This window comes from Gordonia amicalis (assembly GCF_022059885.1).
Taxonomy (GTDB): domain Bacteria; phylum Actinomycetota; class Actinomycetes; order Mycobacteriales; family Mycobacteriaceae; genus Gordonia; species Gordonia amicalis.
This window is the reverse complement of record NZ_CP091855.1, coordinates 1,030,514-1,051,396: the sequence shown is the minus strand read 5'-3', so window position 1 is coordinate 1,051,396 and position 20,883 is coordinate 1,030,514. Positions and strand designations below refer to the sequence as shown.

Here is a 20,883-nt window from a genome sequence, read left to right as displayed (position 1 = left end):
ACCTCCGAGTTGCGGTGAGCAGAGTACCAATTCTGGACGCCTTGTTCGTCCAGGCAGCGGCTTTTCTCTGGCTGCGGGTGTGGCCGAACCCGCGTCGCCTTCGCTTCGCTCTACTTCGGCAGTCGCCGCGTCAACCCCGCGCCATGTCCACGAACCGGCTGAGATGCAGCTGGTGCGCGACGGTGATCGTGGCGGTCGGGCCGTTACGGTGCTTACCGACGATGATGTCGGCCTCACCGGCGCGCGGGTCGTCGCGCTCGATCGAGTCGGGGCGGTGCAGCAGGATGACCATGTCGGCGTCCTGCTCCAGCGAGCCGGACTCACGAAGGTCCGACACCTGCGGCTTCTTGTCGGTACGTTGCTCGGGACCACGGTTCAGCTGACTGATCGCGATCACCGGAACCTCGAGTTCCTTCGCCAGTAGCTTGAGTTGACGGGAGAACTCCGAGACCTCTTGCTGACGCGACTCGACCTTCTTACCCGAGGTCATCAGCTGCATGTAGTCCACCGCAACGACTTTGAGGTCGTGACGCTGCTTGAGACGACGCGCCTTGGCGCGGATCTCCATCATCGTCAGGTTCGGCGAGTCGTCGATGAAGAACGGCGCATCCGAGATCTCGCCCATACGACGAGCCAACCGGGTCCAGTCGTCGTCGCTCATGGTGCCGGCACGCATGTCGGCCAGCTTGACCTTCGCCTCCGCCGACAGCAGACGCATGACGATCTCGGTTTTACTCATTTCCAGCGAGAACATGGCTGCGGTGAGGCCGTGTCCGATCGCCGCGGACCGCAGGAAGTCCATGGCCAGCGTGGAGTTGTGTGTGGGGACCATCGCCTCGCCGGCGAGGTAGAGGTGTTCGTCGTTGTCGACCTCGACGCAGCGCACCGGCACCGAGTCGACCGGCCGCACCGCGACGACGCGTCGAACACCGGCATTACGACGAAGTTCCTTGTGGCGCAATGCCTTGTGGTGGACGGTGAAGACATCCTCATCGGCGTCGACGCGCAACCAACCCGTCGCCGAACGCTTGTAGTTGAAGCCCAGACCGGCAACGAGATCGGCCACGACCCCGGTCATGTGCCGGGTCGCGGCGGGCACGGTGATCCACCCGTCATCGTCGACGGTGGCACGCGCGTCGAGGAGGCCGGCCAACAGCGCGCGACGCTGAGCGATCGACCCGCGCAGGTACTCGTAGGGGATGCGACCACCCAGGTCGGCCATCAACGTCATGACGTCGACGGGACCTTCCGCGTCGATACGCATGCTGATCTCGGGATCGTCGAACGCCATTCCCGCGAGCGCGGCGACGGTGTACGGCCCATAGGCAAAACGCTTGCGCGGCAACTCGAGTGGCGCGGTGTTGCGGATGACGGCACATCCGACGTGGGCGCGCAGACCCGCCGTGGTGACGACCTGACGCTCGCCGTCGATCTCGGCCGCCCACTGATGCTGCTCGTCGGCGACCAGCACGGCACCGTCGTTGAATTCGACCTCGTAGCAGGGACGCTCGGTCATGACGTCGGTCGCCGCGACCACCGTCGTCGGCCGGCCGTGGGCGTCGAGTAGCTGGTCGCCGACCCCGACCTTGCCCATCGTCGTCCAGCCGGTGGGCGTGGGCAGCGGGGTGTCGAGGGCGAGCGCCTTGCCGACGCCCGGTCGTGCGGCGACGATGATCATCTGGCCCGGATGCAGACCGTTGGTGAGCTTGTCGAAGTCCGCGAAGCCGGTCGGGACACCCAGCGAGATACCGCCGCGCGAGGCGATCGAGTCGATCTCGTCCATCGTCGGCTGCAGGAGCTCTTCGAGCGGGAGGTAATCCTCGGCCTGGCGGCGTTCGGTGACCTCGTACACCTCGGCCTGTGCGCGGTCGACGACCTCGGCCACGTCCTGGCCGTCGTTGCCCGCGTAGCCGTACTGCACGATGCGGGTACCGGCCGTCACCAGACGACGCAGGATGGCCTTCTCGGCCACGATCTCGGCGTAGTAGCCGGCATTGGCCGCGGTGGGCACCGTCGAGATCAGGGTGTGCAGATACGGGGCGCCGCCGATGCGCTTGAGTTCGCCCGACCGCTCCAGTTCGGCGGCAACGGTGACCGCGTCAGCCGGTTCACCCTTGCTGTAGAGGCTGAGGATCGCCTCGAACACGGCTTGATGCGCCGGCCGGTAGAAGTCGGCCGTGCGGATCTTCTCGACGACGTCGGCGACTGCGTCCTTGGACAGCAACATGCCGCCGAGTACCGACTGCTCGGCGGCGAGGTCCTGCGGGGGTTGGCGACCGAAATCCTCGGTGGGGAGAGCGTCATCACCCCGACCCCTGTCCTGGTCGCGGTCTCCGGCGGCGGGACCGCGCCCGCGGTCATCCACAACAGCCACGCGTGTCTAACCTCTCGCAACGCTCGATCCATTCGCCCGGGGCGGATGGGTACGACCTCTGTGGTGTCGGCCCCGGTAGGCCACCTCGCGAGTCCCCGGTGTCGACGTCATGCCCTGTCACTTGATGCTCTGTCCGTCTCCATTCCTATCGGCTCGCTCCGACAAAGAGTGCTGTCGTGCGCGCGAGACGGGACTGAGACCTGAGCCGAGACATTAAGACCTCGACGCCGCCGACTCAAACCGGACTGTTAGCAAATCTGGGGAGGACTTGTGGACGAGGTGTGAGTGATCGGGGGAGCGATTGTGCAACCGTTGTGGACAACCTGAGGAATTAGGGTGTGAACAACCCTGTTTGACCAGGTCAGCGGCCTGATTAGTTTCCACAATCACGAAACTGAAAATCCTTCGGTACTCTTCGGCGCGTCGTCGTGCGGGCGTGTTGCGACCCACTGTTCAACTACGTGTGGCAAACAATTCGGTGAATTTCCCGGGTGATCTGCGTAACAGGTCCGCATACCTCCGATCAGTCGCCCGACTTATCCACAGTTAGTCGACGAGGACACGAACGCGTGTGATGCAATGTCGATCGTGTCGCCATTGGGGTTGGGAACCGGGATCATCCGTCGAACAGTCGGTGCGCTTGCGGCGCTGACCGTCGCGGCCGGGATCGCGGTGGGAGCACCGGCGGTGAACGCAGCACCGGGTCCCACGATGCCCGTCGAATTCGATCTGTCGCGCTACCAGCCCGTCGACCCGACGACGTTCCGGTCACTCGCCTACGGTGACAACGGCCGATCGTTCTTCACCACGGGCCGCTGGATGTGCCAGATCGGCCAGGCGTACCGCTACGTGGGCTGCCAGGGTCGTCCCGCGACCGCCCCGCCCACCGCGACGGGCGCCGCCATCGCCGGCGACCAACAGGGACCGTGGTGGGTCAACCGGGAACAGACCTATCGGTTCGGATCCACGACCGGTTTCCGGCCGCCGCTCCTCGGGGTCGGCAAGCGCGTCACGATCGCCGGTGTCACCTGCACCGTGCCCCGCCGCGACGTCGTCGCCTGCCGCACCGGCGAGCGGGCGCTGATCTTCACGCCCGCGTGGCACAAGTTCTTCTTCCCGTCCTGGGACACGCTCGGACCGGGCAACAACGCCGTCGCACACAGCGCGAACCCGGCACCGCGATACCTCCCGCCCGGCCTCCAGTACTGGAATCAGCTGCCCGCCAACCCGCCTGCGCCGAAGTAGGGGCCCTCGATACGCGGCGTCCTCGCTGCGCTCGGTCGTCGCTACTCGGCCGGCGGTCGGGGCGCATCCTCGCTCCGCTCGGTCGTCGCTACTCGGCCGGCGGGGGCAGACACGACAAGGCCGGGTGGAATCTCTTCCACCCGGCCTTGTGAGTTCGACGCTGCGGTCAGCTGGCGGCGACGACCGCGAGCTGCACGGTCGCCGAGACCTGCGGGTGCAGGGTGACGGTGACCGGGTAGCTACCGGTGGCCTTGATGTGACCCTTGGGCAGCACGACGTTGCGCTTGTCGACAACCGGTCCGCCGGCGGTCTTGATGGCACCGGCGACGTCTGCCGCGGTGACCGAACCGAACAGCTTGCCCGAGTCATGGGTCTTGACGTCCAGCGAGACCGCCGCGAGGCCCTCGAGGGCCTGCTTCAGCTCGTTGGCGTGCTCGAGACCGCGAACCTCGCGGGCCTCCTGCGCACGGCGGATGCCCTCGACCTGCTTCTCGGCGCCGCGGGTGGCCTTGATGGCCAGGCCGCGGGGCAGCAGGTAGTTGCGGCCGTAGCCGTCCTTGACCACGACGATGTCGCCGGCTTCGCCGAGATTCTCCACGGCGGCGGTGAGGATGAGCTTCATGTCAACTGATCCTTTCCGCTTATCGGCTGGTCGAGGTGAAGGGCAGCAGGGCCACCTCACGCGAGTTCTTGACGGCCACGGCGACGTCGCGCTGGTGCTGCACGCAGTTACCGGTCACGCGACGCGAGCGGATCTTGCCGCGGTCGGACAGGAAACGACGCAGAAGCGCGGTGTCCTTGTAGTCGATGACGGCCTTTTTGTCCTTGCAGAAGCTGCACGCCTTGGTCTTGGTGACCTTCTCGACGCGAGGCTTCCGGCTGGGCTTTGCCTTTGCCATGTGTGTATTGCTCCAGTCATGCAATCCGGGTGGCCGCCGACGGGCGGGACCCGGGAGTTATCAGAATGGTGGTTCGTCGTCCCCGCCACCGAACGATCCGCCGCTGCTGGCAGGCGCGCTGCCCCAGGGATCGTCGGCGACCTGCTGGTTCGATCCGCCGCCGCGGCTACCGCCGCCGCCACCGGATCCGAATCCACCGCCGCCACCGCCACCGCCGCGCGAGGCGCGATTGACCTTGGCGGTGGCGTAACGCAGCGAGGGGCCGATCTCGTCGACCTCGAGTTCCACGACCGTGCGTCGTTCGCCTTCTTTGGTTTCGTAGGACCGCTGCTTGAGCCGTCCCTGCACGATGACCCGGGATCCCTTGGTCAGGCTTTCGGTCACGTTCTCCGCGGCGTCGCGCCAGATGTTGCAGCGGAGGAACAGCGCTTCGCCGTCCTTCCACTCATTGGTCTGACGGTCGAACGTGCGCGGGGTGGAAGCCACCGTGAAGTTGGCAACCGCTGCTCCCGACGGCGTGAACCGCAATTCCGGGTCGGCGGTGAGGTTGCCGATGACGGTGATGACCGTGTCGCCTGCCATGTGTGTTTCCCCTCGGGTCGTTGGTGGGCACTCGCTGATCGACATGCACCGGGAGTTTCTGGGTCAACCCTAGAACCCGGTACCGACGTCTTCAGACGTTCAAGAAACCCTGTGGATTACTTCCGCAGGACCTTGGTGCGCAGAACCGACTCGTTCAGCTTCAGCTGACGGTCGAGCTCGGTAACCGTGGCGGGCTCGGCATTGAGATCGATGACGGCGTAGATGCCTTCATTGTGCTTCAGGATCTCGTAAGCAAGGCGGCGCTTGCCCCAGATGTCGACACCATCCACCGAACCGCCATCCTTGCGGACAACATTGAGGAAAGTATCGAGTGAGGGTGCGACGGTGCGCTCGTCCAGATTCGGATCGAGGATGACCATCAATTCGTAGTGACGCATAAGACCACATCACCTCCTATGGGCTAGGTCGGCCACGGACTGTCCGTGGCAGGAGGGTCGCCTGCGTCGGCAACCGGTCCAAGATACATGACCAGGACGTTCTCCCGGAAATCCGAGGTCACCGGTACCGCCCCGTCGTGGCTCGTCGCTCACGCTCCTCGCACCTCAGGGAGCAAGGGTCGGGCACGACGACCTACTCTGTTGGCCATGTCGGAGCCGCGGACCAGTACGCCTCGACGGATCACGTGGTTGTCCGGACGCGGTGAGACCGCGGTCATCGTGCTGGTGTCGTTGCTGGCGACCGCAGCGACGATGTTCTGGAGCTACCAGGTCAAGGTCCGCTGCGGTGGAGCGCCGTTCGATGCCGACGGACGCAGCGCCAACTGGCCCTCCGGCAATCCGGCCGGCATCATCCCCTGCTACTCGGACCTGATGTACCTGTGGCTCGGCCGGGACATCAACAACCACGTGTTTCCCTACATCCACGGCGGGATCGGTGGCGACGGCACGCTCTTCGGCGGCGTCGTCGAATACCCCGTGCTGTCCGGGCTGATGATGTACGCCGGGGCGATCGGCGCCCACACCGACACAGAGTTCTTCAACCAAACCGCATTGTTGTTGGCCCCCTTCGGTTTTGCGATCACTGTCATGCTGGCGCTGATGGTCCGCTGGTGGGCGCTGCTGTGGGCGGCCACTCCCCCGCTGGTCCTGTACTCCTTCCACAACTGGGAGCTGCCGGTGGTCGCGACCGCCGTCGCCGCGATCGCGGTGATGACGTGGGGTGGCTCGATCGATCGGGGCACGGGCCGACGAAGACTCCCCCTCCGGACCGCGGCCATCGTGGCCTCGGTCCTGCTCGCGATCGGCTTTTGTCTCAAGCTGTATCCCGGGATCTTCGTGCTGCCGCTGGCCGCCTATGTCCTGACCGGCGGTGCCGGTGGACTGCGGCGCGTCGGGCGCCGCGGCCTCGACTGGGTGGGTGCCGCGTGGGTTGCGGGCGCCGCGGTGGTCACCGTGGTCGCCATCCAGTTGCCGTTCATGGTCCTCGGATTCGACGGTTGGAAGGCGGCACTGACGTTCCAGGGGCGTCGGCGTGCCGACGTCGACACCAACTCCATCTGGTACTGGGGTCTGCGCTACCTCACCGGCACGACCGACACCTATCACTCGCTCGTCGGGGTCGCCTCGCCGCTGTTGATCCTTGTCACGTTCGCGGTCGCGATGTACCTCGGGTGGCGGCATTACGGCCGGATCGGCGTGTTTCCCTGGATCGGTGTCAGCGGAGCAATGCTCGCCGGGTTCATGCTGTTGCACAAAGTGCACTCGCCGCAGTACACCCTGTGGATTCTCCCGTTCTTCGTGCTGATGCGAGTGCGGTGGCAGGTCATCGCGGTGTATCTGGTCACCGACATCGCTCTGGACCTGACGATCTTCCGCCTGTTCCCGATCCGCGACGCCGGCGACCCGCTGCCCTGGTGGGTGCTCACCGGTGTCGCGGGCTCGGTCTGGGTACACGCGTTCCTGCTCGTGTACCTGATCGGCACGCTGGTCCGCACCCCGCTGCGTGAACCACTCGCGTCGATGACGATCCGCGACGACGCGCGCGTCGATCGGCCCGACGAACAGACCGCTCGCCCCGTACCGGCGACGGACAGGGCCTGACATGAGTTCGTGGCTGGGTACCGGACCGCTCGTCGGCGATCGGGTCACGTTGCGGCCGTTGACGATCGACGACGCGCCGGCACTCGCTCGGGTGGTCGGCGACCCGGACAGGTTCCGCTGGTCTCCGGGTGTGCCCATCGATCTCGCCTCCGCCCGTCGCTTCATCGAGACCGCCACCGCCGACCCCGGCGCACGCATGGCGTTCGCCGTCGTCGACAACATCGACGGCACCGTCGTCGGATCGACGAGTTTCTACGAGATCGACGAGGCCAACCGCAGCGTCTGTATCGGCTACACCTTCTACGCCGAACGCGTGCAGGGAACGACGGTCAATCCGACCGCGAAGTATCTGCTGCTGCGGCGCGCTTTCGAGGACTGCGACGCCGTACGGATCACGTGGCACACCCACGAGCACAACACGCAGTCCCGCGCCGCGATCGCGAAGCTCGGCGCTCAGTTCGAAGGTCTGCTCCGCAAACACCGGCGGTTCGGCGACGGATGGCGGACCACCGCGCTCTACTCGATGATCGACGACGAGTGGCCGGACGCGAAAGCCGCACTGCTACAACGGATTAGCTGACACACCGGGCATCATGGCTCCTTCGAGTGGTCCGGATGACCATGCGTCCGGCGCTCTTCTTTCATCCGCGCCTCGTACAGATGCCGTTCCCCGTCGGTCAACTCGTTGCGCACCCGTTCCGTATGGGCCCGGAACGGGTGCCAGTACGTGTCGTCGAATTCCTCGATGACCTGAAATGTCCAGCGGCCGTTGATGACATTGCGTCCGACCATCTCTGATGCGAGGATTTCCGCAATGTCGGCGTGTCCGTCTTTACGTAGCGCGTCCACGGCCTCCCCGAGCAGAAGATCCGCATGCCCGATGAGCTGGTGGAAGCTGTAGAGGTGACCACGGGCGCGTTCGACGTACTCGAGCGCCTCACCCACTTTTCCGACCGCCTCGGCGGTCGTATCCGGGACCTGTTCGCCACGCTCAGCCATGTCCCGACAATACCCACGCCGAGGGTGCGTCAACCTTCAAATTCGCCGACCGATGTAGCTGCCGTAGACGCGATCCTCGTCGAATCCGTCGTAGATCTCACTGACCTCACCATTGAGCGCCTGGCTGATCTTGTGACCCAACTGCCTGAATTCAAGTTGTGCCTCAGCGGATCTCGGCGCCAGGGCGGAGAGAGTGCACAACCAGCGGTGGATGATGCGCAGATCGTCGGTGGACAAGGGGCCGCGTACCCAATTCGCCTTTTCCCAGGTCTGGCGTTCCCACGCCTGCCACGGATGGTCCCATCCGCTCGGCGGCGAGATCGCGAAGAGTCCGCGCACGATGACGTCGTTGCGATCGATTTCGGTCTCCGTGCGCCAGCGGTCGACGATCCGGGAATAGGTCAAGTAGTCGGCGGCGGTCCAGACGCCGTCGCGCAGGCCCTTCCAACCGGCACGCCGCAATGATCGGCCGACCTTGGCCTCGAGCACCGGGCTCGGATGTTTCGGATCGCCGGCACCCGCGAAGTACAGGTACCACGTGAACCCGGCCGGGCCGAGCTTCTCGATGGTGTTGCCGCCCTTGTCCGGTCGCAGCATCGCGTACGCCGCGCCGGGGTCGTCGCGACTAGCCAGGGCGGCCTCCTGGAGGAGTCGGCCGAGACGTTTGCGGTCTGCGGCCACGGCGGCGATCCGCTTCTTCCCGTCTGCGTTCTGACGGCCCAGGCAGAATGCGACGACGTTCCACAACAGCGCGATTGCATCTTCCGCGGACTCGCCGGCGACGGCGCCGAGGGCGAACAGGTCTCCTCTACTGATCTTGCTGCCGTGCAGCGTGTTCGGCATGTCGAACTCGGCGAGATGGTCGATCCACCACTGCTGGTCGACCAGGACGGAATCGGTCAGGAGTTCGGTCGCGCGATCGCCGTCGGCGAGCCAGTCGATGAGGTCGTCGGGAACAGCGAGTTGTGAGGGATTCATGCTGCATTGGACGCGCCGACGCGGAGTTCGGTTCCCTCCTTCCGATACGCCAGCTCGGCCGGCGCGGTCAGCTCACGTACTCCCGGCCGAAACGGGCTCGGCCACTTCGACTTCGGCGCGCCGCCGCACGAGCCGCGACGGGAGGCGTAACCGGATCCGGTCCGGTGCGCCGTCGAGCACACCACCGGCCGGATCGTCGTACAAGCGACCGTCGTTCCCGCGCCGGACGAGGTCCTCCTGCGGATGCCAGATCTGCCAGATCACGACCGCACACAGCACGATGACCATCACTCCCCGGAGCACCACCGCGGCCGTGAACCACTGGTCGGGCAGCCAACGGCGTTCCGCATCCAGGAAGAGGCTCATCCGCGGAATCCAGATCAGCGCGTCGATCGTCATCCACGTCAGCAGCAGCCTGGTGTGTGGGATCGCGAGTACTGCCAGCGGCACCAGCCACAGCGAGTACTGCGGGCTCCACACCTTGTTGACGAGCAGGAAGCCGGCGACCGCGAGGAACGCCAGCTGCGCGACACGGGGTCGGAACGGCGCACTCAGGCCGATGAAGGCGACAGCCACCATGACGAGGACCGTCAGCCCGACCGACAGCGCGTTCAGATGGTCGATGTTCCATGTGAAACCAAGCGTGTCGGCGAGGATGCGGTAGATGGTGTCGGCGTCGGCGGACCGGTCTGCGTTGAACCGGAAGAACTCCCACCACCCGGTCGGATACGGGATCAGGATCGGGAGGTTGACCAGCAGCCACGCGGCGAGGGCTGCGGCGGCCGCGGCCCCGAACTCGCGGACTCGGCCGGTCCGCAGACACAGCGCTCCCAGTACCACCAGCAACAACGCCGGATAGAGTTTCGCCGCGGCGCCGACGCCGATCGCCACGCCCGCAATCCACGGCCGGTCCCGCGACCACGCGAGCAGCGCGACCGCGACGGCCGCGGTCGCGATGGTGTCGAAGTTGGTGAAGGCGTGGACGAACACCAGCGGCGACAGCGCCGCCAGCCAGACCGTCCACATCCGGGTCCGCGCAGTGAGAGCCGTCGCCCAGATGGTGACCAGCCAGAACAGTGCCAGGCCCAACGCGACGATGGTGAAGAACAGCACCACGTCCAGCGCGCCGGGGACACCCCAGTTCTCCTCGGCCCACACCCAGCCGCGCGTCAACTGCGCGGCACCGTACATGAACATCCCGGTGAGCACGGGATACTCCATGTACCGCTTGATGGTCTGGCCCTGGGAGTCCTCCTGGAACCAGAAGTCGCGGTACGGCAGCGCCCCGATGTTGAGTCGTTCCGCGCCGTACAGGCTGATGACGTCGCTGTAGCAGAGGTTGGTGAACTGTCGCTGATCGTCCCAGTCGAGTCGCATCTCGGCGCCGGGGCGTCCGGACGAACCGCCGTCGGCCGGGGCCTGTTGCAGGCAGCCCGCCTTGCCGAACCAGCCGATGGCCAATCCGCACAACGCGAGCGCGAACAGCACGCGTAGCGGGGTCAGGTGGCGGCTTCGGCCGATGACTGCATGCGCGCCCGCCGGTCCGCCGATGAGTGAACTCGCCTCGCGGACCGAGTTGTCGGTACGCGTCGGGAGGACGCGTTCGGTGTCGACGCGACCGTCTCGCGCCGTCGGCGCAGGGCTGTCCCAGGCAGGGTCGGCTACATCGTCGGAGTCAGCCGATACGTCCTGGTCAGCCGACCGGCGGTTCAGGGACTCCTCCGCCGTCCGCACCGCCGGGCACGTTGCCTCCGCCGTCCGGCGTGTTCCCGCCACCGGAGTCCCCACCGCCGGGCGAGTTGCCACCACCGGAGTCGCCCCCGCCTCGGGGAGCGCCCGGGAGTGGGATGGTGACGCCGGGTGCGAGTGTCAGGTTGCCGTCGCCGCCCTGGTCGGGGATGTCGAAGGTCGGTAGGGATGGTCCCCGCGAGCGTGTGGACGGAGCGTAGGTGGTCGCCGGGGCCTCGTAGGGGATGCCGGCCACGCCGCCGATCGCCTCGGGCTCGGGGAACTCCTTGATCTCCTTGCCCTCGAGCGCGGCGTTCATCGCCGCCTTCCAGATCTGCGCGGGCAGACCACTGCCGTAGATCGACGCGCCGCTGTAGTTGGTCAGCGCCGTACCGTCGTTCGTACCGACCCAGACCGCGGTGGACAGCTGCGGGGTGTACCCGACCATCCACGCATCCTTGTTCTTTCCGGTGTCGCCGAGCTGCACCGTGCCGGTCTTGGCGGCCGACGGACGCGAGCCGAGCGACGAGTCGTAGAGCGAGTTGCCGTTGGAGTATGCCGCGATCGGCTCCAGCGCCGCGGTCACGTTGTCGGCGACTTTGGCGGGGAACACCCGCTTGCCCTCGGACTTGCGTTCGAAGAGCACCTGTCCCTCGGAGTCGACGACCTTCTGCACGAAGTACGGCTCGTGGTAGACACCGGACGCCGCGAGGGTGGCATATGCCGAGGCCATGTCGATGACGCGGGACTGGTACTGACCCAGGACGACGCCGCCCTCCGGGGAGCCGTTCGCCTCCTGGAGGGTCTTGTCGATGTTGCCGAAGGATTCGGCCACGCCGGCTCGATGCGCTGCGTCGGCGACGTCCTCGGCGCCTCGCTTGAGGTCCATCATGAGTCGGTAGTAGACGGTGTTCAGCGACATCTTCATCGCTGTTGCGAGGTTGCACGAGCCGCAGCTCTGACCCTCGGAGTTCTCGACCGTGAGTCCACCGCTGGCCTCGAAGGGTGCGGAGCTGTAGACCTTCGACAGCGGGATGTCCTGTTCGAGCGCCGCGACGAGCGCGAACACCTTGAACGACGATCCGGTCTGCAGGCCCGCCTGTGCGAGGTCCCACCCGCCGGCGTTGTCACCGCCGTAGTAACCGCGGACGGCGCCGGTCTGCGGGTCGATGGACACCGCCGATGCCAGGAGGTCGTCGGGTTCGCCGTTGAGCTGGCCGTCCGGGCATTTGTAGATCTTGTTCTTGCGGCAGGCCGCCTGGACGACGCCGTTCTGCACCTGTGGATCGATGGTGGTGCTGATCTTGAGACCACCGGTCTGCAGCTGCTTCTCGGTGATGCCGACGCTGTTGAGTTCTTCCAGCACCCGACGTTTGATCAGGCCATTGGGGCCCGGTGTCTCGTCGGTACCGCTGACCCGCGGCTTGATGGTCTTCGGGAAGACCGCGTTGTCGGCCTGCTGCTTGGTGATGGCGCCGGTGGCGACCATGCCGCTCAGCACGTAGCGCCAGCGGGCCTCGGTCGCCTCCCGGTTGTTCTCCGGGTCGTAGTACGACGGCGCGCGAATGACCCCGGCCAGCAGTGCCGCTTCCTCGAAGGTCAACGGGTTCTTCGCGGCCCGCGCCTTGTCGGTGATCGACTTGTTGAAGTACTTCTGGGTGGCGACGGCGACGCCGTAGGCGCCTCGGCCGAAGTAGATGGTGTTGAGGTAGGCCTCGAGGATCTTCTCCTTGGACCAGCCGTGCCGTTCGTTCATCTTCGCGGCGATCGCGAGTTCCTTGAACTTGCGGTCGAAGCTGCGTTCGTCACCGACGATCGCATTCTTGACGTACTGCTGGGTGATCGTCGATCCACCGCCGGCGGACTGGTTGCCGGTGATCTGACCGATCATCGCGCGGGACAGGCCGCGCGGCGAGAAGCCGTTGTTCGTCCAGAACTCGCGGTCCTCGGCGGCGACGATCGCCTGGATCATCGTGTCGGGGATCTCGTCGAGCGGCACCACCGTGCGGTTGCCGTCGGGCTGGGTGATGTCGGCGAGGGTGCGGCCGGAGGTGTCGACGATGGTCGCCTTCTGACTGACCTCTGGTTCCGGGATCTCCGCGGTGAAGTAGGTGAAGGCGAACGCGAAGATCAGCACCAGCACGATGGCCGGGACGACGGCGCCCACTGCGCCGAGCGCCCACGCGAACCGCTTGTGCCGTTCCTCCGCTGCCTGCCTGCTGTTTCGCCGGTTGCCACTGCCACCGTTGCGACCGGGACGGGTTCCGGTACCGCGCGGTGTGGGCGAAGAACCGTACGCCTCGCTCATCGTCCACCTTTCCTACCGGGCGTGCGGCGCGTCACACACCGCTGACCTCGGTCACTTTCTCGAGCCTCGTGCCACTCCACTTTGACAGCACGTGCGGGGCCTCGGCAAAAAACCGCAGGCCAGCGCGCTACTTGGCCACGCGTCGGGTGCGACGCGTGGTCCGCGGGGGCAGCCCGGCAACGTAGGACTGCACCAAATGGTTCCAGCTACACGTCCGGCACACCTCGACGACATGCACCGAGAACTCCTCGTCGGTGGTCGCCAGCCGGGCGATCTCCTCAGTGCTCCGCGCTGAGCCACTCACTTGGCCAAGGCGTTCGCCGAACACCCAGGAAACCAGCGTGACCTGCTCTTTTCGGCAGATCGGGCACATCGTGTCACTGGGCCGACCGTGGAACTTCGCCGCGCGCAGAAGATATGGACTCGCATCGCACACATCGGCCACGGCGGTCCGGCCCGCGTGGACCGAGGACAGCCGAGCGCGCCGCTGCAGGGCGTAGTCGACGATCTGGCGTTGCACGGTTCCAAGCGTACGTGGTCACACCTCCACCGTCGGCGCGACGGGTCCGGCCGCCGACGGGGCGGGTTCGGTCGCCAACCCACGACACGCGGGGTAGCTTCCTCGATCGACCTCATCGTGGACACAGTTATATCGGTGCGATACATTGACAAACACATCGGAGCGAGGTGTTGCGCTGTCAGCACGCTCCGACACATCGAGGAAGGAGGGGGTGACGAAGTGCTCGAATTGGCGATTCTCGGCTTGCTCCTCGAATCCCCCATGCACGGCTACGAGCTGCGCAAGCGGCTGACCGGGCTTCTCGGCGCCTTCCGTGCTTTCTCCTACGGTTCGCTGTATCCGACCCTGCGCCGGATGCAGGCCGACGGATTCATCGACGAAGCCGACGCGCCCATGGGTGTGAAGGTTCGTCGTGGTCGTCGGGTGTACCAACTCACCGATGCAGGTCGTGCTCGGTTCGCCGAGCTCGTGGCCGACACCGGTCCGCAGAACTACACCGACGACGGTTTCGGTGTTCATCTGGCGTTCTTCAGCCGGACTCCCGCGGTGGCGCGCATGCGCATCCTCGAGGGACGTCGCCGGCAGGTCGAGGAGCGCCGAGAAGGGTTGCGGGAGATCGTCGGACGGTCCAACCGGGCGGTCGATCGCTACACCCGTCAGCTGCATCAGCTCAGCCTCGAGTCCAGTGAACGGGAGGTCCGCTGGCTCAACGAGCTGATCGCCGCCGAGAGCTCCCAGCAGCAAGACGGGACTCCCAGTCCGTTCGACCCACCAAATCCGTTCGACACCGACGCATTCGATCCCGACGACGCCGTTCGGGACACCGCCGGAACCGAACAGTCACCTGTCGATCCGGGGCCGGGCAACCGGGACCGGGACGAACCGATGGCGAATATCGAAGAACCGGACTCGACGCCGAGCCGGGACGAACAGCTCGGGCACCCGAGCAAGTGAAAACACCGGTGGCGCAGCGAACGTCTGCGACGCCGCAACAAGAAGGAGAGCCCGACCATGGGTGAGCCCAATAAGGTGCGCGTTGCCATTGTGGGCGTAGGAAACTGCGCTTCATCCTTGGTGCAAGGCGTGCAGTACTACAAGGACGCCGACGAGAACGCCAGCGTGCCGGGTCTGATGCATGTGAAGTTCGGCCCGTACCACGTCCGCGACGTCGAGTTCGTCGCCGCGTTCGACGTGGACGCCAAGAAGGTCGGCTTCGACCTGTCCGACGCGATCTTCGCGAGCGAGAACAACACCATCAAGATCGCCGACGTGCCGCCGACCGGTGTCACCGTTCAGCGTGGCCACACCCTCGACGGCCTCGGCAAGTACTATCTCGAGACCATCACCGAGGCAGACGGTTCGGGTGTCGACATCGTCCAGGCCCTCAAGGACGCCGAGGTCGACGTCCTCGTCAGCTACCTGCCGGTCGGCTCGGAGCAGGCCGACAAGTTCTACGCACAGTGCTGCATCGACGCCAATGTGGCGTTCGTCAACGCACTCCCGGTCTTCATCGCCTCGGACCCCGAGTGGGCCAAGAAGTTCACCGACGCCGGTGTCCCGATCGTCGGCGACGACATCAAGAGCCAGGTCGGCGCCACCATCACCCACCGCGTGATGGCGAAGCTGTTCGAGGATCGCGGCGTCACCCTCGACCGCACCTACCAGCTGAACGTCGGCGGCAACATGGACTTCAAGAACATGCTCGAGCGTGAGCGCCTGGAGTCCAAGAAGGTCTCGAAGACCCAGGCCGTGACCTCCAACCTGACCGGCTCGCTCGCCGGCAAGGTCGAGGACAAGAACGTCCACATCGGCCCGTCGGACCACGTCGCATGGCTCGACGACCGCAAGTGGGCCTACGTCCGCCTCGAAGGCCGCGCCTTCGGTGACGTGCCGCTGAACCTCGAGTACAAGCTCGAGGTCTGGGACTCCCCCAACTCGGCCGGCATCATCATCGACGCCGTGCGCGCCGCCAAGATCGCCAAGGACCGCGGCATCGGCGGACCGATCCTCCCGGCCTCGGCCTACCTGATGAAGTCCCCGCCGAAGCAGCTCGCCGACGACGTCGCGCGTGCGCAGCTCGAGGCGTTCATCGTCGAGGCCTGATCCTCGCCGTAACGACTGTCGCCGTCCCCGTTCGGGATTCGTGAGGCACACCCTCACGGTTCCGGCGGGGACGTCGTCGTTTTCGGCGACACGGGTTCGGTGAATCCACGCGTGGTCACTCGTGCTGTGGTCGACAATGATTCCTCATACCGCCTACTGCCGCGGCAGGTTACGAGGAGGAGACCACGATGGGTTCGAGAATCATCCGGGTGTGTGTGACCGCGGCGATCGCGGCCACGTTGGGACTGTTCGGTGTCGCGGGCACCGGGACTGCGGTTGCCGCACCGTCTCCCACCCCGGCCGTGACCGTCGTCGGTGGCTGTGACGGTGCGAAACTTGTTCAGCCACGGACACTCTCGTCGATCTTCTGCGCCGACGTGGGGGTCATCGTCTCGGACATCACCTGGCTCGCGTGGACCGATGGCTTCGCCGCCGGCTTCGGGACCGAGAACCGCAAGCTGTGCAAGCCGGACTGTGCGTCCGGGAGCATCGCGAAGTATCCGGTCGGCATCTGGCTGTTCGCGCCGAAGAATGGCGCGTTCACTCAGGTCTCGCTGTACTCGTCGATCGCGGGCCCGCCGGAGACCTACCAGTTGACCGGGCACGTGCGCTGACGCTCAGCTGATCTCGCCGCTGTCCTGCAAGACGGTCTCCTCGGCCCGATGTTCGTCCGGGTGTTCCTCGGCGGCGAGGCGTGGGATGAGACCGCCGGCGAGGACGTCGGACACCTGACGCTTCGAGAGCCGGTGCCGGACTTCGAATTCGCGGTCCTGGGTCACGTTGCGAACGGTGAGGACGTCCCCGTCGCCCAGGGCATCCCGCAGCTTCTCTAGCCGCAGGGTATCGCCCTGCTCGACGGCGTCGTAGTCGGCGGGGTCGACGAATTCCACTGCCAGCACACCGAAGTTCGCGAGGTTCTGCCAGTGGATGCGCGCGAACGACTTGGCGATCACCACCCGCAGGCCGAGATGGCGCGGCGCGATGGCCGCATGTTCGCGTGACGAGCCCTGTCCATAGTTGTCACCGCCGATGATGATGTGGCCGGTGTCCGCGGAACGTGCACGTTCCGTGTAACTGTCGTCGATCCGCGTGAAGCAGAACTCGGCGAGCTTCGGGATGTTCGACCGGTAGGGCAGAGCTCGTGCGCCGGCGGGCGAGATGTCATCGGTGGAGATGTTGTCGCCGACCTTCAGCAACACCGGGGCCTCGACGACATCCGGCAGCGGATCCAGGTCCGGCAGGTCGGAGATGTTGGGGCCCTTCACCGGCTGGATCTCCGCTGCTTCGTCCGGCGGCAGCGGCGGCACGAACATCGCGGTGTTGACCGAATGTTCGCGGGGAAGGTCGAGCTCGGGGTACGCGACCTCGTTGTCGGCCGCCCAGTCGCGGGGGTCGGTGATCACACCGGTGAGTGCCGAGGCCGCTGCGGTCTCCGGCGAGCACAGCCACACCTTGTCGTCCTTGGTCCCCGACCGTCCGGGGAAGTTGCGCGGCATCGTTCGGAGTGAGTTCTGCCCGGTCGCGGGTGCCTGTCCCATGCCGATGCACCCCATACATCCGGCCTGGTGGATGCGGGCGCCACCGATGACGAGGCTGGTCGTGGCGCCCATCTTGGTGAGGTCGGTGAGGATCTCGCGCGAGGTCGGGTTGATGTCGAAGCTGACGCCGGCCGACGTCTGCCTCCCCTCCACCATCGCTGCGGCGATCGCGAAGTCGCGGAGGCCGGGGTTGGCGCTCGACCCGATCACCACCTGCGAGATCTCCTCCCCGGCGACCTCGCTGACAGGCACGACGTCCCCGGGAGAGGAAGGTTTTGCGATCAGCGGGACGATCTCGGTGAGATCGATGGTCTCCTCGGCGTCGTAGCCGGCGCCGTCGTCGGCGACGAGCTCGATCCAGTCGTCCTCGCGGCCCTCGGCACGGAGGAACTCGCGCACCGCGTCGTCGCTGGGGAACACCGTTGTCGTGGCACCCAGTTCCGCACCCATGTTCGCGATCACGTGGCGGTCCATCGCCGTCAGACTCGCGAGCCCGGGACCGTGATACTCGATGATCCGGTTCACGGCACCCTTCACGTCGTGCCGTCGAAGCATCTCGAGAATCACATCCTTGGCCGAACACCACTGCGGCAGTTCGCCTTCCAGGCGAATACCCCAGATCTCGGGCATCCGGATGTTCAACGGGCGACCGGTGATGGCGAGGGCAACCTCCAGACCTCCGACGCCGACCGCGAGCATGCCGAGCGATCCGGCCGCAGGTGTGTGGGAATCGGACCCGACCATCGTCTTGCCGGGCACGCCGAACCGTTGCATGTGCGTGGGATGGGAGACACCGTTGCCCGGCTTGGAGAACCAGAGGCCGAAGCGCTCGCACGCGGTGCGTAGATATTCGTGATCCTCGGCGTTCTTCTCGTCGGTCTGCAGCAGGTTGTGGTCGACGTACTGGACGCTGACCTCGGTACGGGCGCGATCGAGACCCAACGATTCCAGCTCCTGCATGACCAGCGTGCCGGTGGCGTCCTGGGTGAGGGTCTGGTCGATGTGGATCGCGATCTCTTCGCCCGGGGTCATGTCCCCGGCCTCCAGATGGGCTTCGATGAGCTTGCGGGCAACGTTCTGGGCGGGCATCGCACACTCCTGATCGACTCACGCCCGAGCCACATCGGCTCGGGACTGAACCGCGCCAGAACCTGTCCGCCGATGTCGACACCGCGACACGCCTGGCGCTCACGCTCGGACTGGTCTCCATGGTCGCAGTGATGGACCCCACACACCAGGGGCACTACCCGCTCAGCCCAACGTGTCGAGGCGGGTGGGGTCGCGAACCAGGAATCCGCAGGTCATCCAACCAACTCAGTGACCGACCCCCACCCTTCACATAGAGTGTTGTCGGTTGCTCCGAGAGTCTGAACCCCGGACGAATCGGACATCACCAGACCACGTACCAACAGAAAGGCACAATCTCATGGGCGTGAGCCTGAGCAAGGGTGGAAATGTCTCGCTGACCAAGGAGGCCCCGGGACTGACCGCAGTGTCCGTCGGCCTCGGCTGGGACATCCGCACCACCACCGGCACCGACTTCGACCTGGACGCCAGCGCCATCGCGCTCGGCGCGAACAAGAAGGTGCTGTCCGATCAGCACTTCATCTTCTTCAACAACCTGCGTTCGCCCGACGGCTCGATCGAGCACACCGGTGACAACCTGACCGGCGAGGGCGAAGGCGACGACGAGGTCATCAAGGTCGACCTCGCCGGTGTTCCGCCGGAGGTCGACTCCATCGTCTTCCCGGTCTCGATCTACGACGCCGACGCACGTTCGCAGTCGTTCGGACAGGTCCGCAACGCGTTCATCCGCGTCGTCAACCAGGCCGGTGGCACCGAGATCGCACGTTACGACCTCAGCGAGGACGCCTCCACCGAGACCGCGATGGTCTTCGGTGAGCTGTACCGCAACGGCGCGGAGTGGAAGTTCCGCGCGGTCGGTCAGGGCTACGCGTCGGGGCTCGCGGGCATCGCTCGCGACTTCGGCGTGAACGTCTGACCCCGGTTTTCGCCGGCTGTTCCCGCAGCGGATTCCCGTGGATGCCGCACCTCTCCTAGAGTGGGTGCGGCATCCTCGTGTCTCCACCCTCCGACGTCGCCGTCGGCAGCGGTCCCTTGAACACCTCAGAAAGGCCACCAACCAGTGGTAGTAAGAATTTTCGGCCTGTCGGTGGTCGTGACGATCGTGTCACTGATCATCGCCTTCCTCTACGGCGGCGTCGAAGCGCTGATCCTGACGGCCATCCTGGGCGTCTTCGAGATCTCGCTCTCTTTCGACAACGCAGTCATCAACGCCACGATCCTCCGCCGGATGAGCGAGTTCTGGCAGAAGATCTTCCTCACCGTCGGCATCCTGATCGCCGTCTTCGGTATGCGCCTGGTGTTCCCGCTGGTCATCGTGTGGCTCGCATCGGGTCTGAACCCGGTCGAAGCGCTCGACCTCGCACTCAACCCGCCACCGAACGACGCGGCATACTTCGCCAACGGTGACCCGAGCTACGAGACGATCATCACCGACGCCCACCCGCAGATCGCGGCGTTCGGCGGCATGTTCCTGCTGATGCTGTTCCTGGGCTTCGTCTTCGAGCAGAAGGAACTCACCTGGCTGACGTGGATCGAACGGCCGCTCGAGAAGATCGGCAAGCTGGAGATGCTCGAGGTCGTCATCGCGATCACTCTCCTCGTGCTCACCGCCACGTACATCGCCCCGGCAGACGAACGATCGACGGTGATGATCGCCGGCGCACTCGGCATGATCACCTACATCCTGGTCAACGGTCTCGGCGAGTACTTCAACGTCGAGGTCGAGGAAGAAGAGGAAGAGCACGACAAGGCAGCCGGATCGGAGTCGACCGCCGAGAAGTCCAATGGCCGATCGGGTCCCAGCGACCTGGCCAAGGCGACCGGCAAGGCCGGCTTCTTCCTGTTCCTCTACCTCGAGGTGCTCGACGCGTCGTTCTCCTTCGACGGCGTCATCGGCGCGTTCGCCATCACCGCCGACCCGATCATCATCGCCCTGGGCCTCGGCCTCATCGGCGCGATGTTCGTCCGTTCGCTCACCGTGTACCTGGTCCGCAAGGGCACGCTCTCCGAGTACGTCTACCTCGAGCACGGCGCGCACTGGGCCATCGGCGCACTGGCGTTCATCCTGCTGTACTCGATCGGCACCCACGTGCCGGAGATCATCACCGGCCTGATCGGTGTCGCGCTGATCATCGCAGCGCTGGTCTCCAGCATCATTCGCCGAAATCGCCTCGCGGCGAGAGGCGAGGAGGAGAAGGTCGAGGTGTAGCCCTTCGAGGCTCGTCGCTTCGCTCCTCGCACCTCAGGGAGCAGAGACGAGCCGCCCGCTCCTCGCACCTCAGGGAGCAGCGACGAGCCGCCCGCTCCTCGCACCTCAGGGAGCAGAGACGAGCCGCCCGCTCTCGCACCTCAGGGAGCAGCGACGCGCCGCCCGCTCCTCGCACCTCAGGGACCAGAGGCAGGCACCGCACAAACAACTGCGCCGCAGATCCATTCGGATCTGCGGCGCAGTTGTCGTATCCG

General features: G+C 65.8%; 19 protein-coding genes. 8 read left to right on the top strand and 11 right to left on the bottom strand.

All coding sequences use genetic code 11. From position 1 onward, the window contains the following. Window positions 1-130 precede the first annotated feature (130 nt). Window positions 131-2,374 carry a replicative DNA helicase gene (gene dnaB / locus IHQ52_RS04800; protein WP_024499107.1) on the bottom strand — a complete coding sequence of 748 codons (2,244 nt, stop codon included), beginning with the start codon at window positions 2,372-2,374 and terminating at the stop codon, window positions 131-133. Window positions 2,375-2,953: 579 nt separating this feature from the next. Between dnaB and IHQ52_RS04795 the strand changes: the two genes are divergently transcribed. Further along, window positions 2,954-3,619 (top strand): hypothetical protein, encoded by a 666-nt coding sequence (locus IHQ52_RS04795; RefSeq protein WP_035760553.1) that lies wholly within the window; start codon window positions 2,954-2,956, stop codon window positions 3,617-3,619. Between the two features lie 166 nt (window positions 3,620-3,785). Here IHQ52_RS04795 and rplI read toward each other — a convergent pair whose 3' ends face one another. From rplI to rpsF, 4 genes are all read right to left on the bottom strand, one after another. Further along, window positions 3,786-4,241, bottom strand: coding sequence for a 50S ribosomal protein L9 (rplI, locus tag IHQ52_RS04790; RefSeq protein WP_024499105.1), 456 nt, complete (start codon window positions 4,239-4,241; stop codon window positions 3,786-3,788). A 19-nt stretch (window positions 4,242-4,260) separates the two neighbouring features. After that, window positions 4,261-4,518: a 30S ribosomal protein S18 gene (rpsR, locus tag IHQ52_RS04785; RefSeq protein WP_004020662.1), complete on the bottom strand. Its 258-nt coding sequence runs from the start codon at window positions 4,516-4,518 to the stop codon at window positions 4,261-4,263. 60 nt (window positions 4,519-4,578) lie between these two features. After that, on the bottom strand, window positions 4,579-5,100 hold the full coding sequence (locus IHQ52_RS04780; RefSeq protein ID WP_006868586.1) for a single-stranded DNA-binding protein: 522 nt from the start codon (window positions 5,098-5,100) through the stop codon (window positions 4,579-4,581). Between the two features lie 116 nt (window positions 5,101-5,216). Further along, the gene (gene rpsF / locus IHQ52_RS04775) at window positions 5,217-5,498 is read right to left on the bottom strand and encodes a 30S ribosomal protein S6 (protein WP_004020660.1); all 282 of its coding nucleotides are present in this window, start codon (window positions 5,496-5,498) and stop codon (window positions 5,217-5,219) included. A 207-nt stretch (window positions 5,499-5,705) separates the two neighbouring features. Here rpsF and IHQ52_RS04770 point away from each other — a divergent pair, with 207 nt between their 5' ends. Both IHQ52_RS04770 and IHQ52_RS04765 read left to right on the top strand, forming a co-directional pair. After that, a complete protein-coding gene (locus IHQ52_RS04770) occupies window positions 5,706-7,160 on the top strand; it encodes a hypothetical protein (protein ID WP_051349625.1) in 1,455 nt (484 codons plus the stop codon). Between the two features lies 1 nt (window position 7,161). After that, window positions 7,162-7,740 (top strand): GNAT family N-acetyltransferase, encoded by a 579-nt coding sequence (locus IHQ52_RS04765; protein ID WP_024499103.1) that lies wholly within the window; start codon window positions 7,162-7,164, stop codon window positions 7,738-7,740. A gap of 11 nt (window positions 7,741-7,751) precedes the next feature. Here the strand turns inward: IHQ52_RS04765 and IHQ52_RS04760 are convergent, their stop codons facing one another. From IHQ52_RS04760 to IHQ52_RS04740, 5 genes are all read right to left on the bottom strand, one after another. After that, window positions 7,752-8,159: a hypothetical protein gene (locus tag IHQ52_RS04760; protein WP_024499102.1), complete on the bottom strand. Its 408-nt coding sequence runs from the start codon at window positions 8,157-8,159 to the stop codon at window positions 7,752-7,754. Window positions 8,160-8,195: 36 nt separating this feature from the next. Beyond that, entirely contained in the window at window positions 8,196-9,137 is a 942-nt protein-coding gene (locus tag IHQ52_RS04755; RefSeq protein WP_024499101.1) for an 8-oxoguanine DNA glycosylase OGG fold protein, read from the bottom strand. A 72-nt stretch (window positions 9,138-9,209) separates the two neighbouring features. Then, a complete protein-coding gene (locus IHQ52_RS04750) occupies window positions 9,210-10,871 on the bottom strand; it encodes a glycosyltransferase family 87 protein (protein WP_035760574.1) in 1,662 nt (553 codons plus the stop codon). Continuing rightward, window positions 10,831-13,173 carry a transglycosylase domain-containing protein gene (locus IHQ52_RS04745; protein WP_024499100.1) on the bottom strand — a complete coding sequence of 781 codons (2,343 nt, stop codon included), beginning with the start codon at window positions 13,171-13,173 and terminating at the stop codon, window positions 10,831-10,833. The genes IHQ52_RS04750 and IHQ52_RS04745 overlap by 41 nt, the downstream gene beginning before the upstream one ends. A gap of 127 nt (window positions 13,174-13,300) precedes the next feature. Further along, on the bottom strand, window positions 13,301-13,693 hold the full coding sequence (locus IHQ52_RS04740; protein WP_006438600.1) for a DUF5318 family protein: 393 nt from the start codon (window positions 13,691-13,693) through the stop codon (window positions 13,301-13,303). 219 nt (window positions 13,694-13,912) lie between these two features. Here IHQ52_RS04740 and IHQ52_RS04735 point away from each other — a divergent pair, with 219 nt between their 5' ends. From IHQ52_RS04735 to IHQ52_RS04725, 3 genes are all read left to right on the top strand, one after another. After that, window positions 13,913-14,647 (top strand): PadR family transcriptional regulator, encoded by a 735-nt coding sequence (locus IHQ52_RS04735; RefSeq protein ID WP_006438599.1) that lies wholly within the window; start codon window positions 13,913-13,915, stop codon window positions 14,645-14,647. A gap of 57 nt (window positions 14,648-14,704) precedes the next feature. Continuing rightward, a complete protein-coding gene (locus IHQ52_RS04730) occupies window positions 14,705-15,796 on the top strand; it encodes an inositol-3-phosphate synthase (protein WP_006438598.1) in 1,092 nt (363 codons plus the stop codon). Window positions 15,797-15,984: 188 nt separating this feature from the next. Continuing rightward, a complete protein-coding gene (locus IHQ52_RS04725; protein ID WP_024499099.1) occupies window positions 15,985-16,410 on the top strand; it encodes a hypothetical protein in 426 nt (141 codons plus the stop codon). Window positions 16,411-16,413: 3 nt separating this feature from the next. Here IHQ52_RS04725 and IHQ52_RS04720 read toward each other — a convergent pair whose 3' ends face one another. Then, window positions 16,414-18,423 (bottom strand): aconitate hydratase, encoded by a 2,010-nt coding sequence (locus IHQ52_RS04720; protein WP_024499098.1) that lies wholly within the window; start codon window positions 18,421-18,423, stop codon window positions 16,414-16,416. Window positions 18,424-18,760: 337 nt separating this feature from the next. On the opposite strand from IHQ52_RS04720, the gene IHQ52_RS04715 reads away from it, so the two are divergent. Together IHQ52_RS04715 and IHQ52_RS04710 are read left to right on the top strand one after the other, a co-directional pair. Then, window positions 18,761-19,336, top strand: a complete 576-nt coding sequence (locus IHQ52_RS04715) for a TerD family protein (RefSeq protein WP_024499097.1) — start codon at window positions 18,761-18,763, stop codon at window positions 19,334-19,336. Window positions 19,337-19,480: 144 nt separating this feature from the next. Then, the gene (locus tag IHQ52_RS04710; RefSeq protein WP_024499096.1) at window positions 19,481-20,629 is read left to right on the top strand and encodes a DUF475 domain-containing protein; all 1,149 of its coding nucleotides are present in this window, start codon (window positions 19,481-19,483) and stop codon (window positions 20,627-20,629) included. The last annotated feature ends 254 nt before the right edge of the window (window positions 20,630-20,883 follow it).

Coding starts and splice junctions, on each gene's coding strand:
- IHQ52_RS04725 (WP_024499099.1), top strand. CDS start 15,985: ATGGGTTCGAGAATCATCCGGGTGTGTGTGACCGCGGCGATCGCGGCC.
- IHQ52_RS04770 (WP_051349625.1), top strand. CDS start 5,706: ATGTCGGAGCCGCGGACCAGTACGCCTCGACGGATCACGTGGTTGTCC.
- rplI (WP_024499105.1), bottom strand. CDS start 4,241: ATGAAGCTCATCCTCACCGCCGCCGTGGAGAATCTCGGCGAAGCCGGC.
- IHQ52_RS04720 (WP_024499098.1), bottom strand. CDS start 18,423: ATGCCCGCCCAGAACGTTGCCCGCAAGCTCATCGAAGCCCATCTGGAG.
- rpsR (WP_004020662.1), bottom strand. CDS start 4,518: ATGGCAAAGGCAAAGCCCAGCCGGAAGCCTCGCGTCGAGAAGGTCACC.
- IHQ52_RS04760 (WP_024499102.1), bottom strand. CDS start 8,159: ATGGCTGAGCGTGGCGAACAGGTCCCGGATACGACCGCCGAGGCGGTC.
- IHQ52_RS04795 (WP_035760553.1), top strand. CDS start 2,954: ATGTCGATCGTGTCGCCATTGGGGTTGGGAACCGGGATCATCCGTCGA.
- IHQ52_RS04755 (WP_024499101.1), bottom strand. CDS start 9,137: ATGAATCCCTCACAACTCGCTGTTCCCGACGACCTCATCGACTGGCTC.
- IHQ52_RS04780 (WP_006868586.1), bottom strand. CDS start 5,100: ATGGCAGGCGACACGGTCATCACCGTCATCGGCAACCTCACCGCCGAC.
- IHQ52_RS04715 (WP_024499097.1), top strand. CDS start 18,761: ATGGGCGTGAGCCTGAGCAAGGGTGGAAATGTCTCGCTGACCAAGGAG.
- IHQ52_RS04765 (WP_024499103.1), top strand. CDS start 7,162: ATGAGTTCGTGGCTGGGTACCGGACCGCTCGTCGGCGATCGGGTCACG.
- IHQ52_RS04730 (WP_006438598.1), top strand. CDS start 14,705: ATGGGTGAGCCCAATAAGGTGCGCGTTGCCATTGTGGGCGTAGGAAAC.
- rpsF (WP_004020660.1), bottom strand. CDS start 5,498: ATGCGTCACTACGAATTGATGGTCATCCTCGATCCGAATCTGGACGAG.
- IHQ52_RS04745 (WP_024499100.1), bottom strand. CDS start 13,173: ATGAGCGAGGCGTACGGTTCTTCGCCCACACCGCGCGGTACCGGAACC.